General features: G+C 35.1%; 19 protein-coding genes and 1 rRNA gene. 1 reads left to right on the top strand and 19 read right to left on the bottom strand.

Features of this window, described 5'->3' with window-relative positions:
• Nucleotides 1-173: 173 nt before the first annotated feature.
• From FJR47_RS01910 to FJR47_RS01820, 19 genes are all read right to left on the bottom strand, one after another.
• Nucleotides 174-1,693, bottom strand: a 16S ribosomal RNA gene (locus tag FJR47_RS01910).
• Between the two features lie 658 nt (nucleotides 1,694-2,351).
• Nucleotides 2,352-2,711, bottom strand: coding sequence for a 50S ribosomal protein L19 (gene rplS, locus FJR47_RS01905; RefSeq protein WP_152298796.1), 360 nt, complete (start codon nucleotides 2,709-2,711; stop codon nucleotides 2,352-2,354).
• Nucleotides 2,701-3,405, bottom strand: coding sequence for a tRNA (guanosine(37)-N1)-methyltransferase TrmD (gene trmD, locus FJR47_RS01900; protein WP_152298795.1), 705 nt, complete (start codon nucleotides 3,403-3,405; stop codon nucleotides 2,701-2,703). Before trmD ends, rplS begins: the two co-directional genes overlap by 11 nt.
• Entirely contained in the window at nucleotides 3,405-3,944 is a 540-nt protein-coding gene (gene rimM, locus FJR47_RS01895; RefSeq protein ID WP_152298794.1) for a ribosome maturation factor RimM, read from the bottom strand. The genes trmD and rimM overlap by 1 nt, the downstream gene beginning before the upstream one ends.
• Nucleotides 3,928-4,164 (bottom strand): KH domain-containing protein, encoded by a 237-nt coding sequence (locus FJR47_RS01890; protein WP_152298793.1) that lies wholly within the window; start codon nucleotides 4,162-4,164, stop codon nucleotides 3,928-3,930. The genes rimM and FJR47_RS01890 overlap by 17 nt, the downstream gene beginning before the upstream one ends.
• Nucleotide 4,165: 1 nt before the next feature.
• A complete protein-coding gene (gene rpsP / locus FJR47_RS01885; RefSeq protein WP_011372086.1) occupies nucleotides 4,166-4,396 on the bottom strand; it encodes a 30S ribosomal protein S16 in 231 nt (76 codons plus the stop codon).
• A 127-nt stretch (nucleotides 4,397-4,523) separates the two neighbouring features.
• Nucleotides 4,524-5,870: a signal recognition particle protein gene (gene ffh / locus FJR47_RS01880; RefSeq protein ID WP_152298792.1), complete on the bottom strand. Its 1,347-nt coding sequence runs from the start codon at nucleotides 5,868-5,870 to the stop codon at nucleotides 4,524-4,526.
• A gap of 77 nt (nucleotides 5,871-5,947) precedes the next feature.
• Nucleotides 5,948-6,400, bottom strand: a complete 453-nt coding sequence (locus FJR47_RS01875; RefSeq protein WP_188093758.1) for a YaiI/YqxD family protein — start codon at nucleotides 6,398-6,400, stop codon at nucleotides 5,948-5,950.
• Complete coding sequence (locus FJR47_RS01870; RefSeq protein ID WP_347400448.1) at nucleotides 6,400-6,657, bottom strand: GIY-YIG nuclease family protein; 258 nt, start codon at nucleotides 6,655-6,657, stop codon at nucleotides 6,400-6,402. Before FJR47_RS01870 ends, FJR47_RS01875 begins: the two co-directional genes overlap by 1 nt.
• Nucleotides 6,650-7,384 carry a pseudouridine synthase family protein gene (locus FJR47_RS01865; RefSeq protein WP_152298790.1) on the bottom strand — a complete coding sequence of 245 codons (735 nt, stop codon included), beginning with the start codon at nucleotides 7,382-7,384 and terminating at the stop codon, nucleotides 6,650-6,652. The genes FJR47_RS01870 and FJR47_RS01865 overlap by 8 nt, the downstream gene beginning before the upstream one ends.
• A 127-nt stretch (nucleotides 7,385-7,511) precedes the next feature.
• Entirely contained in the window at nucleotides 7,512-8,678 is a 1,167-nt protein-coding gene (gene waaA / locus FJR47_RS01860; protein WP_152298789.1) for a lipid IV(A) 3-deoxy-D-manno-octulosonic acid transferase, read from the bottom strand.
• 2 nt (nucleotides 8,679-8,680) lie between these two features.
• On the bottom strand, nucleotides 8,681-9,394 hold the full coding sequence (locus FJR47_RS01855; protein WP_152298788.1) for a zinc ribbon domain-containing protein: 714 nt from the start codon (nucleotides 9,392-9,394) through the stop codon (nucleotides 8,681-8,683).
• Between the two features lie 36 nt (nucleotides 9,395-9,430).
• Nucleotides 9,431-10,153, bottom strand: a complete 723-nt coding sequence (locus tag FJR47_RS01850) for a Nif3-like dinuclear metal center hexameric protein (protein ID WP_152298787.1) — start codon at nucleotides 10,151-10,153, stop codon at nucleotides 9,431-9,433.
• 8 nt (nucleotides 10,154-10,161) lie between these two features.
• Entirely contained in the window at nucleotides 10,162-10,731 is a 570-nt protein-coding gene (locus FJR47_RS01845; protein WP_152298786.1) for a tetratricopeptide repeat protein, read from the bottom strand.
• Between the two features lie 11 nt (nucleotides 10,732-10,742).
• Nucleotides 10,743-11,609, bottom strand: coding sequence for a peptidoglycan metallopeptidase Pgp3 (pgp3, locus tag FJR47_RS01840; RefSeq protein WP_152298785.1), 867 nt, complete (start codon nucleotides 11,607-11,609; stop codon nucleotides 10,743-10,745).
• Entirely contained in the window at nucleotides 11,609-12,061 is a 453-nt protein-coding gene (smpB, locus tag FJR47_RS01835) for an SsrA-binding protein SmpB (protein WP_152298784.1), read from the bottom strand. Before smpB ends, pgp3 begins: the two co-directional genes overlap by 1 nt.
• A gap of 3 nt (nucleotides 12,062-12,064) precedes the next feature.
• Complete coding sequence (locus tag FJR47_RS01830) at nucleotides 12,065-12,856, bottom strand: 4-(cytidine 5'-diphospho)-2-C-methyl-D-erythritol kinase (protein ID WP_152298783.1); 792 nt, start codon at nucleotides 12,854-12,856, stop codon at nucleotides 12,065-12,067.
• Between the two features lie 27 nt (nucleotides 12,857-12,883).
• The gene (gene truB, locus FJR47_RS01825; protein WP_152298782.1) at nucleotides 12,884-13,705 is read right to left on the bottom strand and encodes a tRNA pseudouridine(55) synthase TruB; all 822 of its coding nucleotides are present in this window, start codon (nucleotides 13,703-13,705) and stop codon (nucleotides 12,884-12,886) included.
• The gene (locus tag FJR47_RS01820; RefSeq protein ID WP_152298781.1) at nucleotides 13,702-15,750 is read right to left on the bottom strand and encodes an ATP-dependent helicase; all 2,049 of its coding nucleotides are present in this window, start codon (nucleotides 15,748-15,750) and stop codon (nucleotides 13,702-13,704) included. The genes truB and FJR47_RS01820 overlap by 4 nt, the downstream gene beginning before the upstream one ends.
• Before the next feature lie 128 nt (nucleotides 15,751-15,878).
• Here FJR47_RS01820 and FJR47_RS01815 point away from each other — a divergent pair, with 128 nt between their 5' ends.
• Nucleotides 15,879-16,781: a LysR family transcriptional regulator gene (locus tag FJR47_RS01815; protein WP_152298780.1), complete on the top strand. Its 903-nt coding sequence runs from the start codon at nucleotides 15,879-15,881 to the stop codon at nucleotides 16,779-16,781.
• Nucleotides 16,782-16,802 lie beyond the last annotated feature (21 nt).

Raw genomic sequence — 16,802 nt, 5'->3', positions numbered from 1 at the left:
CCTCTCACTCATTCAAGAACCCGCTTCGATTAAAACAAAAATCTTTTCAAAATATACAAATCAATGAACACAGATCACTGAAAACTAAGCAAGTAAAAGACTAAAATAACTATTTCTCTTGTGAGATTTTCTTTGTATGAGATAAACAAACGAATGTTTTCTCTTTACTCTAGAAAGGAGGTGATCCAACCGCAGGTTCTCCTACGGTTACCTTGTTACGACTTCACCCCAGTCGCTAATTCCACCGTAAGTGGTAGCCTCCCGAAGGTTAGCTTCCCAATTTCGGGTGAAATCAACTCCCATGGTGTGACGGGCGGTGAGTACAAGACCCGGGAACGTATTCACCGTAGCATTGCTGATCTACGATTACTAGTGATTCCAGCTTCATGGAGTCGAGTTGCAGACTCCAATCCGAACTGAGAGACGCTTTATGAGATTGGCTCCACCTCGCGGTATTGCAACTCTCTGTACGCCCCATTGTAGCACGTGTGTAGCCCTGGCCGTAAGGGCCATGATGACTTGACGTCGTCCTCACCTTCCTCCTCCTTGCGAAGGCAGTCTCCTTAGAGTGCCCAGCTTAACCTGCTGGCAACTAAGGACGAGGGTTGCGCTCGTTGCGGGACTTAACCCAACATCTCACGACACGAGCTGACGACAGCCGTGCAGCACCTGTTTTCAAGCTCCCCGAAGGGCACTACCGTATCTCTACAGTATTCTATCAATGTCAAGGCCAGGTAAGGTTCTTCGCGTATCTTCGAATTAAACCACATGCTCCACCACTTGTGCGGGTCCCCGTCTATTCCTTTGAGTTTTAATCTTGCGACCGTACTCCCCAGGCGGAACACTTAATCTGTTAAGTGCATCACCGCAATGACAAGCATCACGACGACTAGTGTTCATCGTTTAGGGCGTGGACTACCAGGGTATCTAATCCTGTTTGCTCCCCACGCTTTCACGCCTTAGCGTCAGTTATGTTCCAGGAGATCGCCTTCGCTTTAGGTATTCCTAGTGATATCTACGGATTTTACCCCTACACCACTAATTCCATCTCCCCCTCCCATACTCTAGGTTACCAGTTTCAAGTGCAGTTCTACAGTTAAGCTGTAGGATTTCACACCTGACTTGATATCCCGCCTACGCGTCCTTTACGCCCAGTGATTCCGAGTAACGCTTGCACCCTCCGTATTACCGCGGCTGCTGGCACGGAGTTAGCCGGTGCTTATTCATATGCTACCGTCATTTTCTTGACATATAAAAGGAGTTTACACACCGAAATGCGTCATCCTCCACGCGGCGTTGCTGCATCAGAGTTTCCTCCATTGTGCAATATTCCTCACTGCTGCCTCCCGTAGGAGTCTGGTCCGTGTCTCAGTACCAGTGTGGCGGATCATCCTCTCAAACCCGCTACCCGTCATTGTCTTGGTGAGCTCTTACCTCACCAACTAACTGATAGGATATAGTCTGATCTTCAAGCGAAAAAACATTTCCCTTCATACCTTGTGATATGAAGGTGTATCTAGTATTAATCACCGTTTCCAGTGGCTATCCCAGTCTTGAAGGTACATTAACTATATATTACTCACCCGTGCGCCACTCGTCGCCAAAGTGCAAGCACTTTGCGTTACCGTTCGACTTGCATGTGTTAAGCACGCCGCCAGCGTTCACTCTGAGCCAGGATCAAACTCTCCATAATTGAAGTTGTTTAATCTTTGCCCAAGATTATTAAATCATTGGCTTTATGTTGCTATCAGTGCGTGAACATCTGATAGACTTTGTATAGTATCTATACTATTGGGTATCTCTAAATAAATAGAGACCAAATAGAATAGACGGTTGTTGTTATTTTAGTTATTTCTAAGTAAACTTATTAATGACCAATCTAACTATTTCTAGTTATTAAAGTCTATTTACTTGCTTAGTTTTCAATGATCTCAAACCTAGATTTTTAATCCTAAACTTTAGGTCTCTCTGTTTGTGGAGGGGAATTATAGAGAAATGATTCTTAATGGCTTCTTAATCTGTGAAAGAGTTTTTGAAGAAATTTTATTTTTCTTATTTTTATACAAAAAAAAGTGTAGTATTAATAGAATTAAGATTAATATGTCAGCAGTTTTAAAAACAAATAACAAAAGAACTATCGACTCATCTTTCAATAATAAGCAGAAAATTAAGACGAAATAAAATCTTTTTTAGTAAAGTGAACAAAATACTACTTAGTTGATTTTATGTAAAATTGTAATTAATGTTAAGATTGGTAGATATTTATTTAAAATTTATTAAAATCGTGAAGTTTTTATGAATAGAAGTTTTTATGATAAAGTTTGGAAATATAATATAGATAACTTAGAAGATTATTTTCTTCTAAGTTCTTTGATACGAGCTTTTTTACCAGCAAGATCACGCAAATAAAATAGTTTCGCACGACGAACACGACCGCGACGAATAACTGATATTTCATTAATTGAGTCACTGTAAATCGGAAATATTCTCTCAATACCTACACTATTGGCACCGATTTTACGAACTGTAATAGTTTGACCAGTTCCTTGACCTCTTTTTGCAATACAAACACCCTCGTAATTTTGTACACGAGTTTTGTCACCTTCTTGAATTGTTACTGCTAAACGAACAGTGTCACCAGCACGAAAGTCTGGAATATTTTTCTCAGACACTTGTGCTTTTTCAAAGTTTTCTATGTACTTATTTCTCATAAGATTTCCTTGTTCTATGCTTTAAAAGCTGCTCTGGCCTGAAGAATTTAGTCTTACACTCAGATAGAGCTAATTTTAGTGAGCGAATTTTACTGTGATTTCCCTTTAAGTATTCTGATGGAACACAATTGTTTTCATAATTTTTCGGCTTAGAAAAAGATGGCGCTTCTAAAAGCTCATTTTCAAAACTTTCAATACTTAAAGAATCACTATTACCAAGAACACCGCTTACATTCCTAGAAACGGCATCACAAATAACCAAAGAAGCCAATTCTCCACCGGTTAAAATATAATCACCGATGCTAAAAACTTCATCTGCATATTTTTCAATAACTCTCTCATCTATTCCCTCATATCTTCCACTCACAAAAGCTATATGGTTTTTTTTTGCTAATCTTTTAGCATCATTTTGTCTAAAAGGTTTTGCAACTGGAGTTAAAAAAATAAGATGTACATCTTTATCTTTAGTTTTTAATTCATTTAATACATCATACAAAGGTTGTGGATTCATCACCATTCCAGCTCCACCACCGACTGCAGTATCATCAACTTTATTATGTTTTGAGCTGCTAAAATCTCTTGGATTTATGTACTCTATACATAAAATATTTTTTTGAATTGCTCTTTTCAAAATAGAATCTTCAAAATAACCCTCAACTATATTTTGAAAAAGAGTAACAAAAGTAAATTTCATTATGAAGCTTCTAGAATATCCATGCCGCCACTAACGGTTATTACTTTTTTATCAATATCCGTATGTACTCGAAAGGGTTTATTAAAAGGTATAAGGAAACTCTTTGCAAAGCCCTTATTTACTAATTTTTCATCAGTTTTAACACTTAAGTAATTAGTAATTGAGATTCTATCAATCTCCTCAACAACACCTAAAACTTCTCCATCTTCAACTACCGTACAGCCTTCAATATCGAACCAAAAATACTCGCCATCTTCCAGATGACACTCATCTCTTGTTCTCTCTATTGTAGTATAGAGATGTTTGTTTGTAAATTTTTTAGCATCTTCAGGCGAAGAGTAGCCAAGAAACCTTACAAGAGCTCTTTCGTGATTTATATCACTTATAGTAAGACTCTCTTTTTCATTTATAAAAAAAGAGGCACCTTTTTTAAACTGCTCTGGAAAATCACTCTTTATATGAAGTTTCATATCACCTTTTAAACCGACAGACTTGCCGATTGTAGCAATATGAAGAAGTTTATTAAATTGCTTCGACATTAATACGATAACTCATACCGTTTTTAGCTTTGCAGCCTGAGATGACAGTTTTTATAGCACCTATCATCTTACCCTCTTTACCGATAAGCTTCCCAATATCGGCTTGATTGGCATATAGTAAAATTTCAGTTGTTTCATCGCTCTCTTTTACTTCAACTCTTATATCATCAGGATATGATGCTATAAGTCTTGCAAATTGTGCGACAAAATCAGCTATCATCTTAACGACCTGTTATCTTTTTAACGCGATCACTCATTTTAGCGCCAACGCTTAACCAGTAATCTAATCTCTCATTATCAACAACTGTTGTTTTCTCTGCTACCATCGGATTGTGATGTCCGATTAACTCTATCCAGCCACCGTCTCTTCTTTTGCGTGAATCTGTTACCGCGATACGGTAAAAAGGTTGTTTTTTTCTTCCCATTCTAGTGAGGCGAATTACTGTTGCCATGTTTTGTCCTTCTCTGCGCAAGTCATATTTCAACTTGCTGTATATGTTAAATTTTGCATTCTGAATGCAAATCTATAAACTTCTAAAAGTCTATAAATTTACCTTCTATATTCACTTTAGCGCCAAGCTATCTTCTAAGAGCTCCTGCGCCGCCCATCTGTCCCATCATAGCTTGCAGATCTTTCATGCCGCCTTTACCTGAGAGCTTTTTAGCCATTTTACCTGCATTTTTGAACTGTTTTATCATGCGGTTAATCTCAACTTGAGTAAGTCCGCAACCCTTAGCAATTCTTAATTTGCGCGAGTTGTTTAAAAGATCTGGGTTCTCTCTCTCTTTCATAGTCATGGAGGAAACCATGGCTTTGATATTTTTAAGCTCACCTGAACTTTCAAGATCGAAATCTTTGAGTGCCTTAGACATATTTCCCATGCCCGGAATCATACCCATTAAAGACTTCATACTTCCCATTTTCTTCATACTTTCCATCTGCTCTAAAAAGTCATTGAAGTTGAACTGCCCTTTTTTAATTTTTGAAGTAAGCTTCTTAGCCTGTTTTTCATCAATAACCGATGAAGTTTTCTCAGCTAAACCCTCAATATCTCCAAAACCCATAAGACGGTTTACGACACGATCTGGCAAGAAAACTTCCAAATCTTCCATCTTTTCGCCACTACCTATAAAGCGCAGAGGTACTTGGACTTGAGATGAGAGTCCCAGAGCCACACCGCCTTTTGAATCACCGTCGTATTTGCTTAAAATGACGCCGTCAATTCCGATTTTCTCTTTAAAAGTAGCAGCCGTCTTAACAGCATCCTGACCCGTCAAAGAGTCTGCAACATAAAAAATCTCGCTTGGATTTGCAGCTTTTTTAACAGCTTCAAGCTCCTTCATAAGCTCATCGTCTATCGCCAAACGACCAGCAGTATCTATAAGAACAACATCATATATGTTGCTATTTGCTTTTTTGAGTGCTGCAGTTACGACTTCAACAGGATTTTTCGTGCTCTCGTCTTCATAAAGTTCAACATCGATTTTTGCTGTAATTTGACGCAGCTGCTCAACTGCCGCTAAACGCTGCAAGTCGGCTGCGACTACAAGAACTTTTTTTTGCTTGTTTTTTAAATAAAGCGCCAATTTCCCAGTTGTAGTAGTTTTTCCAGAACCCTGAAGCCCTGTCATCAGTATAACGGTAGGAGGTTTTGAAGCAAATATAAAACCTCTGTTTCCGCCAACTTCTAAAAGTTCATAAAGTGTTTCTCTTAGAGCCGCTAAAAATTGATCTTTACCAATCCCATTTTTTTTCGTCTCTATCTGAACTTTAAATATAAGCTCTTTAACAACTTTATGGTTTACATCCGCTTTTAAAAGAGATTTTTTAAGCTCATCGAGAGCCTTTGAGAGAGCCCTTTCGTCATCATGAAAACGAATTTTTTTAATAGCATTTGTAAATGAATCTGTTAATACATCAAACATGGGTCCCTCCTGTTTTTTAAATTATCTTAGAATGTAAAAAGTGGCGAATTTTAGCTGAAAATTACTTTAACTCTGCTTTATATTTTACAATACTTACTCAAAAATTTATGAAGCTGATTTGCAAATTGATGTGCATCTTTTTTGTCAAAAGGTTTTGGTCCTTTTGTTATTTCACCACTTTCACGAATTTTTTCCATTAAATTTCTCATAGCCAAGTATTGCTTAATATTGTCAACAGTATATAACTCACCTCTATGATCAATTGCATGCGCGGCTTTGGTTATTACTCTATCTGCCAACGGGATATCAGCAGTTATAACTAGATCACCCTCTTTTGCAAGTTCTACTATATGATGATCCGCTTCATCTGCACCCTGCTCAACTATAATGTAACTAATCAGTTTTGATTTTCCTATGGTTATTGGTTTGTTAGAGATAACAAAAGTCTCTAATTTCAATCTTTCTATCGAACGAAATAGAATCGGTTTTAAAAGATTTGGAAAAGCATCGCCATCAACAAAGATTCGTATCACTTTATAAGCTCCAATTTTTTTTCTCTTGGTAGTTTTTTTATCTCTAGCTCTCTTATGGTTGCACTGCTTTTATCTTCACAAAACTCAGTGTAAACTAATGCGACAGGTCTTCTTGGACATGTATATTTAGCACCTTTGAAAGAGCTGTTATGCTCCTCGACTCTTCTAGCTAGATCTGTAGTTATTCCGGTGTAGAGAGTCCCATCGCTGCACCTTAGCATATAGACGCTCCATAAACTCTCACGACTATTCAAAGTGAACAAATGTCTTTGGTTCAGGTGCTGTAAATTCCATATCGAAAAGTCTTACTTTGTAAGCATGCAGCATTACCCGTTTTGCCCGTCTTCCGCCGTACTGTTCATCACCGACTATTGGATGTTCAATATATCTTAAATGAGTTCTTATCTGATGTGTTCTTCCGTTATGAATAATACACTTAACTTTTGTTTTATTGCCGCTAACAATATCAGGGAAAACTTCTGTTCTTGCAGGTTTTCCTTTGCTTGAAACATTTGAAGTTGCACGATTGTTTTTTTTGGTAGTCAAAATTGGTTTATCAATATCAATCGGCTCACTTAAAATCCCCTCTATCCATGCGATATACTCTTTATAAACTCTGTCTTTTTTAAACTCTTGTATCGCTTTTTGTCTAAACTCTTCATTTTTTACAAGCATTAAAACACCGCTTGTCTCACGATCGAGTCTATGCAAAAGCTGTGCAGGCTTAAACTGTCTCTCTATCTCATCTGAATTAATATGTGCAGGTTTATCCACAACAATCAAATCATCATTTTCAAAAATAGGTTTTATCTTCTCAACTTTTTCTACTCTAAATACTGTTTTTGAATCAATATCTCCACGAGCAATCATTACTTTTTTATTGCCTACATAAACCAAACCTCTATCTATCATAGACTTCGCTTGAGAATTTGAAATCCCTTCTTGTGCTGCTAAAAGTTTATACGCTTTTTCTAATGCCATTAAATTATTTCCTTAATTTTATTTCATAAAATGAAGAATAGTCTTCATTTATTTGTACGCCAAAGGAACTCGTCCCTTTGGCTTCACTGACCGCTCGGACACTGAAGCTAACCCATGCGGGATAGATTTAATTTTTTACTATTCTCTCTATTACAGGTTTTAAATCTATTTTCTCTTCAACCATACTTGGCGGCAACTCTTTGCATTTCATCAACGCTTTATAAATTTCATCAGACTCAACATACTGAACATGATGAACATACTTAAAAAGCTCCCTTTGATGAAAAAAGTGTTTTCCAGTAATGATTTTACATCCAAAATAAGCTGGTTCAAGCGGATTATGTCCGCCTACATCATCCCTGAATGCACCGCCTAAAATTGCAATGTCACTGATTGCGTATATATTGTTTAACTCGCCCATCGCATCAACTAGAATCAAATCTGAGTCAAACTCACTATCTTGCGAAAACCGACTTAGGGTCAAAGAGTTTTTGTCAGCATACCTTTTCATAAGCTCATAAACTGCCTCAAATCTCTCAGGATGTCTTGGAACTACGGCGAGTTTTGAATCACTCTGTTTTTTATACTCTACAAATGATTTTAAGATACTCTCTTCTTCGCCCTCATGGGTACTTCCTGCGACTATTAACTCACCCCTGGGTTTTTTATACTCTTTGGTTTTTTTTATCTCAGCTGCTAATTTAATATTTCCGATAATCTCAATATTTTTCGCACCTAAATCTAAAAAACGGTTTTTATCAGCTTCGCTCTGCGCATAAATTATCTCTACATTTGAGAGTAGTTTTTTATAAAACCAAGAAAATCGAAGATATTTTTTAACGCTTTTTTCTGATATACGAGCATTTAAAAGTATAACTCTTGTCCCTTTTGCTCTCATAACACTAAAGAGCATAAACCAAAATTCCGCTTCTAAAACTACAAGTACTCTCTGTTTTTTTGCCCAAAACGGCAAAAACATCTCATAAGGCAGATATCTTACCTCTGCATCATATCTTCTGGCATGTGCTTGTCCCGTATGTGTTATCGTTGTTATCTTTATATCACAATCTTTTAGAAGGTCTAAGATGGGCTTCAGCGCTCTTGCCTCGCCCAAAGAGCATACATGAAACCAAACCCCGTCACTACTTTTAAATCTTGGATTTTTAAAAAGAAAAAAACGAGCCGGAATCGACTCTTTGTATTTATGTTTAAATGAGAGATAAATCAAAAGCGGCAGTGCTACCAAATAGAGCACTACGCTTAAGATAAAGTACAGAAGTGTAAACGGCTTCAAGCCTATTCTTTATCAGTTTCCATATAGAGAATACGGCCACAATGTGGACATGTTGTAATCTCTTCACCTTTAATTACATCTGCATAAATTTTATCATTAATCAACATATGACAACCCATACAAGCTTGATCTACAACAGGAACTACAGTTGTGTTTTTAGCCCATCTGCGAATTTTCTGATAAAACGCAAGACCTTTTTGGTTCATCTCTGAGATTAATTTCTCTTTTTTAATAAAAACTTCTTGACGAGATTGATTGATAACTTCTAGTTTTCCTTCAACTTCAGCTTTTATTGTTGCAAGACTAGATTCTAACTCTTCGAGAGATTTTTTTGCAGCTTCTACCTGCTCAGTTTTTGAAGCAATAACTCTCTCAAGTCTTTCAATCTCTTCGTTTGCAAAAGTTACCTGCTCTTTTGCAATCTCCTCTTCAAGTTGAAGAGATTTCATCTCTCGCTCAGTTTTAACTTCAGCACTTTTTCTAGAGTTGTCTTCTAATTTTTGAGAAAGTTCTTGCAGATGAAGTTCATTTTTTTTCTTTTTAACCTCTTCATCTTTGATCTCTTTTGTTAGGTTTTCAATATCCGAATCTATACTCTGTTTTTTTGCCTGTGCTGCTTCTAGCTTATAATTTGCTTCTTCTATCTGTGGTTCAAAAGCATCTATCTCTTTGTCTACTTGTGATAGGTCAATCAGCTGTTTTAGGTGTAAGTTCATTAATCTCCTTTTGGATTAAATAGTTGTACCGATTTCTTAAATGTAAGTAAAAGGGTTTTTAGATGATGAAATTATAGCTTCTAAACCTAAATTTTTCAAATGTTTAAGCAAAATCTCTGCAAAAAAGTGCTCACTTTCAAAATGTCCTATATCAATAAGCGACAAATTTATGCTCTTTGCCTCCATCGCATCGTGATATTTTATATCTCCAGTTAAAAAACAATCAGCCTCTATATATTTAATCAAAGAGCATCCCGAACCGGTTGTTAAAGCAACTTTTTTTACCCTCTGAGAACTTTTTACACATTTTGCATATGGCAGTGAAAATGTAGCGGCAATTTTTTGTGCAAAAGCATCAAAATCTTCATCTATATCCAAATAAAGAACAAATCCATCTTTTTTTTCTATTTTATATCCTAAAATTTCAGTTGCAACATATTCGTTTAGATGTGTTTGATCAAAATTTGTGTGCATTGAGATATTTGAAATATTTTTTTGTATCATTTTGTGAATCAAATTTGCTGGATATTTATTAAATTCTAATTGTTTAAGCCCGCTAAAAATAAGAGGGTGATGTGTTATCAAAAGAGTATTTTCATCCATTGAATCTATAAGCATTTCATCAATATCTATACTTAATACTATTTTTTGTACATCTTGATTAAAATCCCCTATTATTAACCCTGAGTTATCCCATGATTCTTGAAGCTCAAAAGGTGATAAATTATCCAAAAATTCATATATCTTTGATATTTTCATTTCAACTCCTAACTAAGTTTTTGCAGCTCTTCTCGTGCTTCTTTAAATTCCGGATTTATCTCAAGTGCCTTTTTATACATCTCTTTGGCTTCATCTATATGTTTCATATCAACCAAAAGATTTCCATAATTATAGTATGTTATCGGATTTTTATCGTTGATATCCAAAGATGCACTCAAGTGCATTCTAGCTGATACGAACTCCTCTTTTGATCTATATACGCTTGCTATTGAGTTATGGATATACTCATTATCCTTGTCCATTTCAAGAGCCTCTTTATAGTAGTTTAATGCTTCATCTTTTTTATCTAACTGCTGCAAAATATAACCCATTTTAAATAAAACATCGGAGTTTTGCGACTTTTTTGCATTTGCTTCCGTAAATAGCGCCAAAGCTTTTTGCAAATCACCACTTTCAAATGCCTCATCAGCCTTAATGATTAATGATTCTGGATCAAAAGAAGATGGTGGAGTATCTTCTCTTTTTGGTGCAGGATCTTGAAGAGTCTGTATATGTTCATAAACTTTAAATGCGAAAAATGCCGAAGCACCAAGCATGATAATTTGAAACAGTGTCATTTTATAATTCCTTAATTTTTTTGTGTAAATATATTTTTATTTATCAGCTCAATAAACTGAAGGGGATCAACCTGCTGGGAAGCAATCCTGATTCCAAAATGAAGATGCGGACCCGTCACTCTGCCACTGCTTCCGGAGAGACCAATTGTTTCTCCCTTTTTTACTATAGCTCCCTCTTTGACATCAAGTTTGCTCATGTGAAAGTAGCATGAGTATATACCTTGCCCATGATCTATAACTACTGAACCTCCTGAGTAAAATCTATCTTTTGCTAGAACTACTTTTCCGCTGTTAGTCGCTATAAGAGGTGTGCCTTCACTAGCTCTAAAATCCACTCCTCCGTGATAACTCTTTAATGATCCATTATAAACTCTGGCTTTTCCAAAATCACTTGTTATTTTACTCTCCATAGGAATAATAAACTCGGATGAGACATAGCTTTGGATAGTTGTTTTTTTATAGATCTGCATTGCTTCGGTATACTCTTTTGAAGCTCTTTTTTGGTCCTCTTCGCTTAAAGTTACTTTTGAGCTGTCAACACTAAGCGTCTCCTTTTCATAGTTCGCATTCTCTACTTTAAAAAATAGAGTTTTGCTTCTCTCTTTGCCTTGCTCAACATAAAAAACTTCTATCTTTTTATCCGCCGGCTTTTCATAATAACCAATAGGAAACAGTACATAAAATTTTTCATCATCTAGAGGATTTTTAAAAATTTTATAACTCTTCTTATCTGTAACGACTCTTTTATATTCGATATTTTTCTCTTTTTTAAACTCTAAAAGAGCGGTTCTTCCGTTTGTAATCGTCTCGTCTGCCATTTCTACATTTATACCAAAAACAGCAGTTGCAAAAAAAAGATATAAAAAAAACAACCTCATCAATAATCTTTCATAGAGCGCTCAATATCACGCTTCATATCCTTCTCTTTTAAATCGTTTCTTTTATCATGAAGCTGTTTTCCTTTTGCTATTGCAATTTGAATTTTTATAATATTTCTATCATTAAAATAGAGCTGCAGAGGAACAACCGTATAACCCTCTTTCTCTACTGCTTTTATCATCTTTGCTATCTGTTTTTTATGTAAAAGAAGCTTTCTGCTTCCTCTCTCTTCATGCGAATAGTAGTGATGTGTCGTCTCAAGCCTCCCTATATGAGCATTAAACAAAAATGCCTCACCACTTACAAAACGAATAAAACTGTCTTTTAGATTGACGCGTCCAGCTCGTATCGCTTTTATCTCGCTCCCTTTAAGAACTACACCTGCTTCAAATTTTTCCTCTAAAAAATAATCAAAATAGGCTTTTTTATTTTTTGCTACTGTTTCGCCCATTACTTACTGTTTCCTCTCTTTGACTCTAAAAAAACTGCTTCCGCTTCCACTAAAATAGTATCCATATTTATAATAATTTTTCAACTCTTTGTATTCTTGAAGTGCTGGTTTAAAAAGATCGTTTGCTTCATCTGCACTCATTTTTTTTAGTATATCCAATGATGGGGTTTTTTTCAACTTCTCTACTTTAAATCCATCTATCGGATTGTAAAAATTTTCTCTATAAGCTCTATAGACTTTGGGTGTACTTATCTCTATTTTAGGTGTGAAAATTTCAAAATCAAGCAACTCCTCTTTAAACTCTTCAACAACTTCACCTATCCCGCCAACATTTGCACTATCATACCCGTAAATAAAAAATGGAATGTCAGCACCGACTTTTAAGCCGATAAGCGCTAATTCATTCTGGCTAAGCCCAAGGTCTAAAACTTCATTACACATTTTTAAAAAAGTAGCAGCATCACTGCTTCCGCCGCCAAGCCCCGCAAAAGCAGGAATATTTTTTTTCACTTCAACAGCATATTTATCCATTAAGTTTTTTAGTGATTTAGCCGGTGTCTCATCTAAACTATCCAAAAGTGCAATATATGCTTTATAAATAGTATTTTGTTCTGTCTTACATGAGAACTCGCCTATAATTTTAAAAGCATCATCTCTGTTTTTGGCAACAAAAGAGAGCTCATCATAAAGAGAATCAACTCTCATAAACCTTGATATGATTTCATGATAATTACCTCTAGCTCCGGTAATTTTTAAAAATATATTTACTTTCGCATAAGCTTTATATAGCTTCATCTATTTATCTCTTATTTTTTAGCAACACTAACATTCAATCCTGCCTAGTTCATAATTTACTTCTGTATCTTTTATATTTATAATCGAAATAAAACTGCCACTCTCAAGCCAATAATAACCATCTTCTTGTATTTTTAAATCTTTTAATGCAAGGACTCTGCCATACTTTAAATTATCACTCTCTCCAAGATAAAAGTTTTGCTTTATATTTAAAGATTTTTTAATATCCAGAGGTTTTTCATTATTATACCTAAACTGTCCCTCACTTAATCTCTCCAAAGCACTAAGACTGCCAAATTTTACACCGAGTCTATTTGCAATTATCCGACCAAGTGAACGAATATATGTTCCCTCCGAAACAGTTGCTTCAAATGTTATAAATGGATGGCAATAATGCACAAGAACAATCTTGTAAATGGTTGAATGTATTTTATTGAGCGTAAACTCTTTGCCGGCGCGAGCTAAATCATAAGCTCTTTGACCATCTATTCGTTTTGCACTAAAAATAGGCGGTTCATATTCAAGCTCACCCTCTAAAGATTTTAAAACCTTTAAAACCTCAGATTCATTAAACTCTTTTAATATATCAACCTGCTCTATCATCTCAGTATCTAAACTCTCAGATTTTGCACCAAGCCAAAGAGTTGCTCTATATGTTTTTGGGGTTTTGTCTAAAAAACGAAACAATTTTGTATAGCTTCCCATTCCTATTAAGAGAACTCCTTTTGCAAATGGATCAAGCGTTCCCGAAAAACCAGCTTTCTTTGTTTTATATTTTCTTTTTAATTTTGTTAAAAAAAAATTTGAACTTATGCCTGTAGGTTTGTATGCAACAAAAAGTCTATTCATAGTCTCTCAACAAAGGAGGCTAAGATATCTCTTTTTGTGCCTGCAAAGTTAATGTTTAGTTTAAATTCCCGCCCGGATTTACTTACTCCTATTACTCTTCCTGTCCCAAAGATTTTATGGCGTACCAAATCACCTTTTTTAAAAGCCGTGTTTTTCTCGACTATCAAAGAACCTTCACAAAGTCCCGCTTCATTAAAAAATCTGCTCTTTTGCAAATCGCTTCTTCGCCCCTTGTAAAATCTGCTATCTACATGAGAAAGGGTCAATGTCTCTTTTGCTCTTGTAAAAGAAACATAGCCAAGCCGTCTCTCCTCTTCAAGATCACTTCCATCACCCACAAGAGGCAAAAACCCCTCTTCTAACCCTATAATAAAAATATGGTCAAACTCCAAACCTTTGGAAGCATGAATACTCATCATATAAATACTCTCTCCCTCTACCTGATCCTGCTCACTTTGAAGTGTAAGCTCATTTAAAAACTCATCAAGCGAAGATTCTGGAGAATTTTTTACAAAATCTCTAAAGAGACCATAAAACTCATCCATATTTAAAACTCTTTCTACTTCGTCAGGCATACCTTTATAGATATCTTTAAGATGGAAAGTATCTTCTAAAATATCTATAAAGTTATAAGTAGATTCCGTCGCCTCTTTTGCTACACTTTGAATATCTTTTACAAATTTTTTAAGCGTTTTAGCGTTTTTCTTTTTAACCAAAGACTCTAAATCTGCGAGAGAAACTTTTGTGATATATTCAAATATTGAAATTTCATTCTTATGTGCAGCCAACTCTATTTTATCTACGCTTGCTTTTCCCAAGCCTCTTTTTGGCTTATTTACTATTCGTTTAAATGAAAAGTCATCATGAAAATTTGTAATAACTCTAATATAGCTTATAAGATCTTTTACCTCTGCTCTATCATAAAATCTCAGACCTCCGACAAGCTTATATGCAATACCGGCACGATTTAGCCCTTCCTCAATTGAACGGCTTAAGACATTGACGCGATACAGCACCGCTATATTTTGCGCTTTTACACCTGAATCTAAAAGCTTTGCAATCTTTGAAGCAATTTTTCTTGCCTCTTCATTCTCATCGGCAGAATTTAAAACAGTCACATCTTCACCGCTCCCGCGAGTGGGGATAAGTTTTTTGCCAAGTCTTGATCTATTGTGTTCTATTAGCGAATTTGCAACTTTAAGAATCGGCTCTTTTGAGCGATAATTCTCTTCAAGTTTAAAAATAGCAGTACCTTCAAAATCTTTATCAAACTCTATAATGTTTCTTATATGTGCACCGCGCCAGCCATAAATGCTTTGATCATCATCACCGACTACACATATATTTTTATGCACAGTGCAAAGTTTTTGTAAAAGTTTAAGCTGCAGTTCATTTGTATCTTGATACTCATCTATCATTATATAGCGATATTTTTCAGAAGTAGCTCGGGCAAGCTCCTCATTTTCATCTAAAAGTTTATATGTAAGTGCTATCAAATCATCAAAATCTACCAAATTATTTTCTAACAGATAATTTTCATACTCTTCATAAACTTTTGCTATCTGTTGATAATTAAATATTTCTGCCTGCTTATAAGCGTCATCCGGAGTTAGAAGCGAACTCTTATATCTTGATATTTCACTTGCAATAAGTGATGTTGGAATTTCACTGTTTATTTTTTTAATAATTCGTTTTTTATCATCGGTATCAATAACTACAAAATTATTTTCTCTTTTTAAAAGATGAATATTAAATTTTAAAAAAAGTAATCCAAATTTATGAAAAGTACACAATAGCGGTGGATAAGCTAGATTATCCATCATAGCAGAAGCACGCTCTCTCATCTCTTTGGCAGCTTTATTTGTAAATGTAAGTGTTAAAGTATTTGAAGCAGGAATTCCAATCCCTTTTATAAGATAAGCCAAACGAGAAACGACAGTAGTCGTTTTTCCGCTTCCTGCGCCGGCTAAAATCAACACAGGACCCTCTGTTTGCTTTACAGCACTTGCCTGCGAATCGTTTAATTTTTCAAATATTTTTTTCATACTTATGCCACTATTCATATTGATTTAAATTATTATAGCCAAAAAGAGGTAAATTATTACAAAACTATTGCATTAATTATAATAATGAGTTATAATTTTATCTATTATTTAAACTTATAGGAATTATTATGTTAAAAGATTTTGCAAAACTACAAACTTTTTTGATGGTCATAAAGGAAAAAAGTTTTTCTAAAGCATCGGCAAAACTTGGTATTTCACAGCCTGCTGTTACACAGCAGATAAAATTTATAGAAGAGTATCTTGATACTAAAATAGTAGATAGAAAAAAGAATGGTATTTTACTGACAAAAGAGGGTGAAGACCTTTTTAGAATCGCAACTAGACTTGAAAAAACAATAGCAAGCTGTGAAAAAGAGCTTTTAAAAATAATACATAAAGATTTTACTTTTGTTATCGGCTCTTCAAACGCTATTGGAAACTATGTATTACCAAACTATCTTGCTGAAATAAAAAAGAGAATAAACAACAATGTATATATGAATGTTGCAAAATCTTGCGAAATTATAGATCAGCTTGAAGATAAAAAAATAGACCTGGCTCTTATTGAATCTCCAGTTTTTAGAAACGATATTATATATAGAGAGTGGGTTTTAGATGAGTTGGTTGTTTTTTCAAATCAACCTTTAAAAAAACACCTGACAGCTGAAGATTTAAATGGATTTGACTGGATATGCAGAGATGAAGCTTCTCATACAAGAAAATTAACAAGCGAAGTTCTTGACGAAATTGGTGTTCAGTGCAACAATCTTAATGTACTTGGTGTCTTAGAAAGTCCAACAGCAATAAAAGAGTCTATTTTACATGCAGATCCTCATAGTGAAAGACCTATTGTATCTATTATGTCAAAACATGTTGTAGCTAGTGAAGTAGCTGAAGGCAGACTATTTGAAGCTAGAATTAAAAACTATAAAATGGAAAGAAATTTCTATATAGCATATTCAAAAGATAAGAAGCATGATGCTTTTATTGACAGTGTAGTTAATTATCTGCTCTCTTTAAATAAAGTATAAATTTCAATAAACTTGTAGAAC

It is taken from the genome of Sulfurimonas xiamenensis, assembly GCF_009258045.1.
GTDB classification, from domain to species: domain Bacteria; phylum Campylobacterota; class Campylobacteria; order Campylobacterales; family Sulfurimonadaceae; genus Sulfurimonas; species Sulfurimonas xiamenensis.
Note: the sequence above shows the minus strand (reverse complement) of the source record. Positions and strands in the feature narration are given on the sequence as shown.

Bases quoted from the DNA above. Each gene is read 5' to 3' on its own strand.
- pgp3 (WP_152298785.1), bottom strand. From the start codon at position 11,609: ATGAGGTTGTTTTTTTTATATCTTTTTTTTGCAACTGCTGTTTTTGGT.
- smpB (WP_152298784.1), bottom strand. From the start codon at position 12,061: ATGGGCGAAACAGTAGCAAAAAATAAAAAAGCCTATTTTGATTATTTT.
- FJR47_RS01865 (WP_152298790.1), bottom strand. From the start codon at position 7,384: ATGGCATTAGAAAAAGCGTATAAACTTTTAGCAGCACAAGAAGGGATT.
- FJR47_RS01855 (WP_152298788.1), bottom strand. From the start codon at position 9,394: ATGAACTTACACCTAAAACAGCTGATTGACCTATCACAAGTAGACAAA.
- FJR47_RS01845 (WP_152298786.1), bottom strand. From the start codon at position 10,731: ATGACACTGTTTCAAATTATCATGCTTGGTGCTTCGGCATTTTTCGCA.
- rpsP (WP_011372086.1), bottom strand. From the start codon at position 4,396: ATGGCAACAGTAATTCGCCTCACTAGAATGGGAAGAAAAAAACAACCT.
- rplS (WP_152298796.1), bottom strand. From the start codon at position 2,711: ATGAGAAATAAGTACATAGAAAACTTTGAAAAAGCACAAGTGTCTGAG.
- FJR47_RS01820 (WP_152298781.1), bottom strand. From the start codon at position 15,750: ATGAAAAAAATATTTGAAAAATTAAACGATTCGCAGGCAAGTGCTGTA.
- FJR47_RS01830 (WP_152298783.1), bottom strand. From the start codon at position 12,856: ATGAAGCTATATAAAGCTTATGCGAAAGTAAATATATTTTTAAAAATT.
- truB (WP_152298782.1), bottom strand. From the start codon at position 13,705: ATGAATAGACTTTTTGTTGCATACAAACCTACAGGCATAAGTTCAAAT.
- FJR47_RS01850 (WP_152298787.1), bottom strand. From the start codon at position 10,153: ATGAAAATATCAAAGATATATGAATTTTTGGATAATTTATCACCTTTT.
- FJR47_RS01890 (WP_152298793.1), bottom strand. From the start codon at position 4,164: ATGATAGCTGATTTTGTCGCACAATTTGCAAGACTTATAGCATCATAT.
- FJR47_RS01815 (WP_152298780.1), top strand. From the start codon at position 15,879: ATGTTAAAAGATTTTGCAAAACTACAAACTTTTTTGATGGTCATAAAG.
- trmD (WP_152298795.1), bottom strand. From the start codon at position 3,405: ATGAAATTTACTTTTGTTACTCTTTTTCAAAATATAGTTGAGGGTTAT.
- ffh (WP_152298792.1), bottom strand. From the start codon at position 5,870: ATGTTTGATGTATTAACAGATTCATTTACAAATGCTATTAAAAAAATT.
- rimM (WP_152298794.1), bottom strand. From the start codon at position 3,944: ATGTCGAAGCAATTTAATAAACTTCTTCATATTGCTACAATCGGCAAG.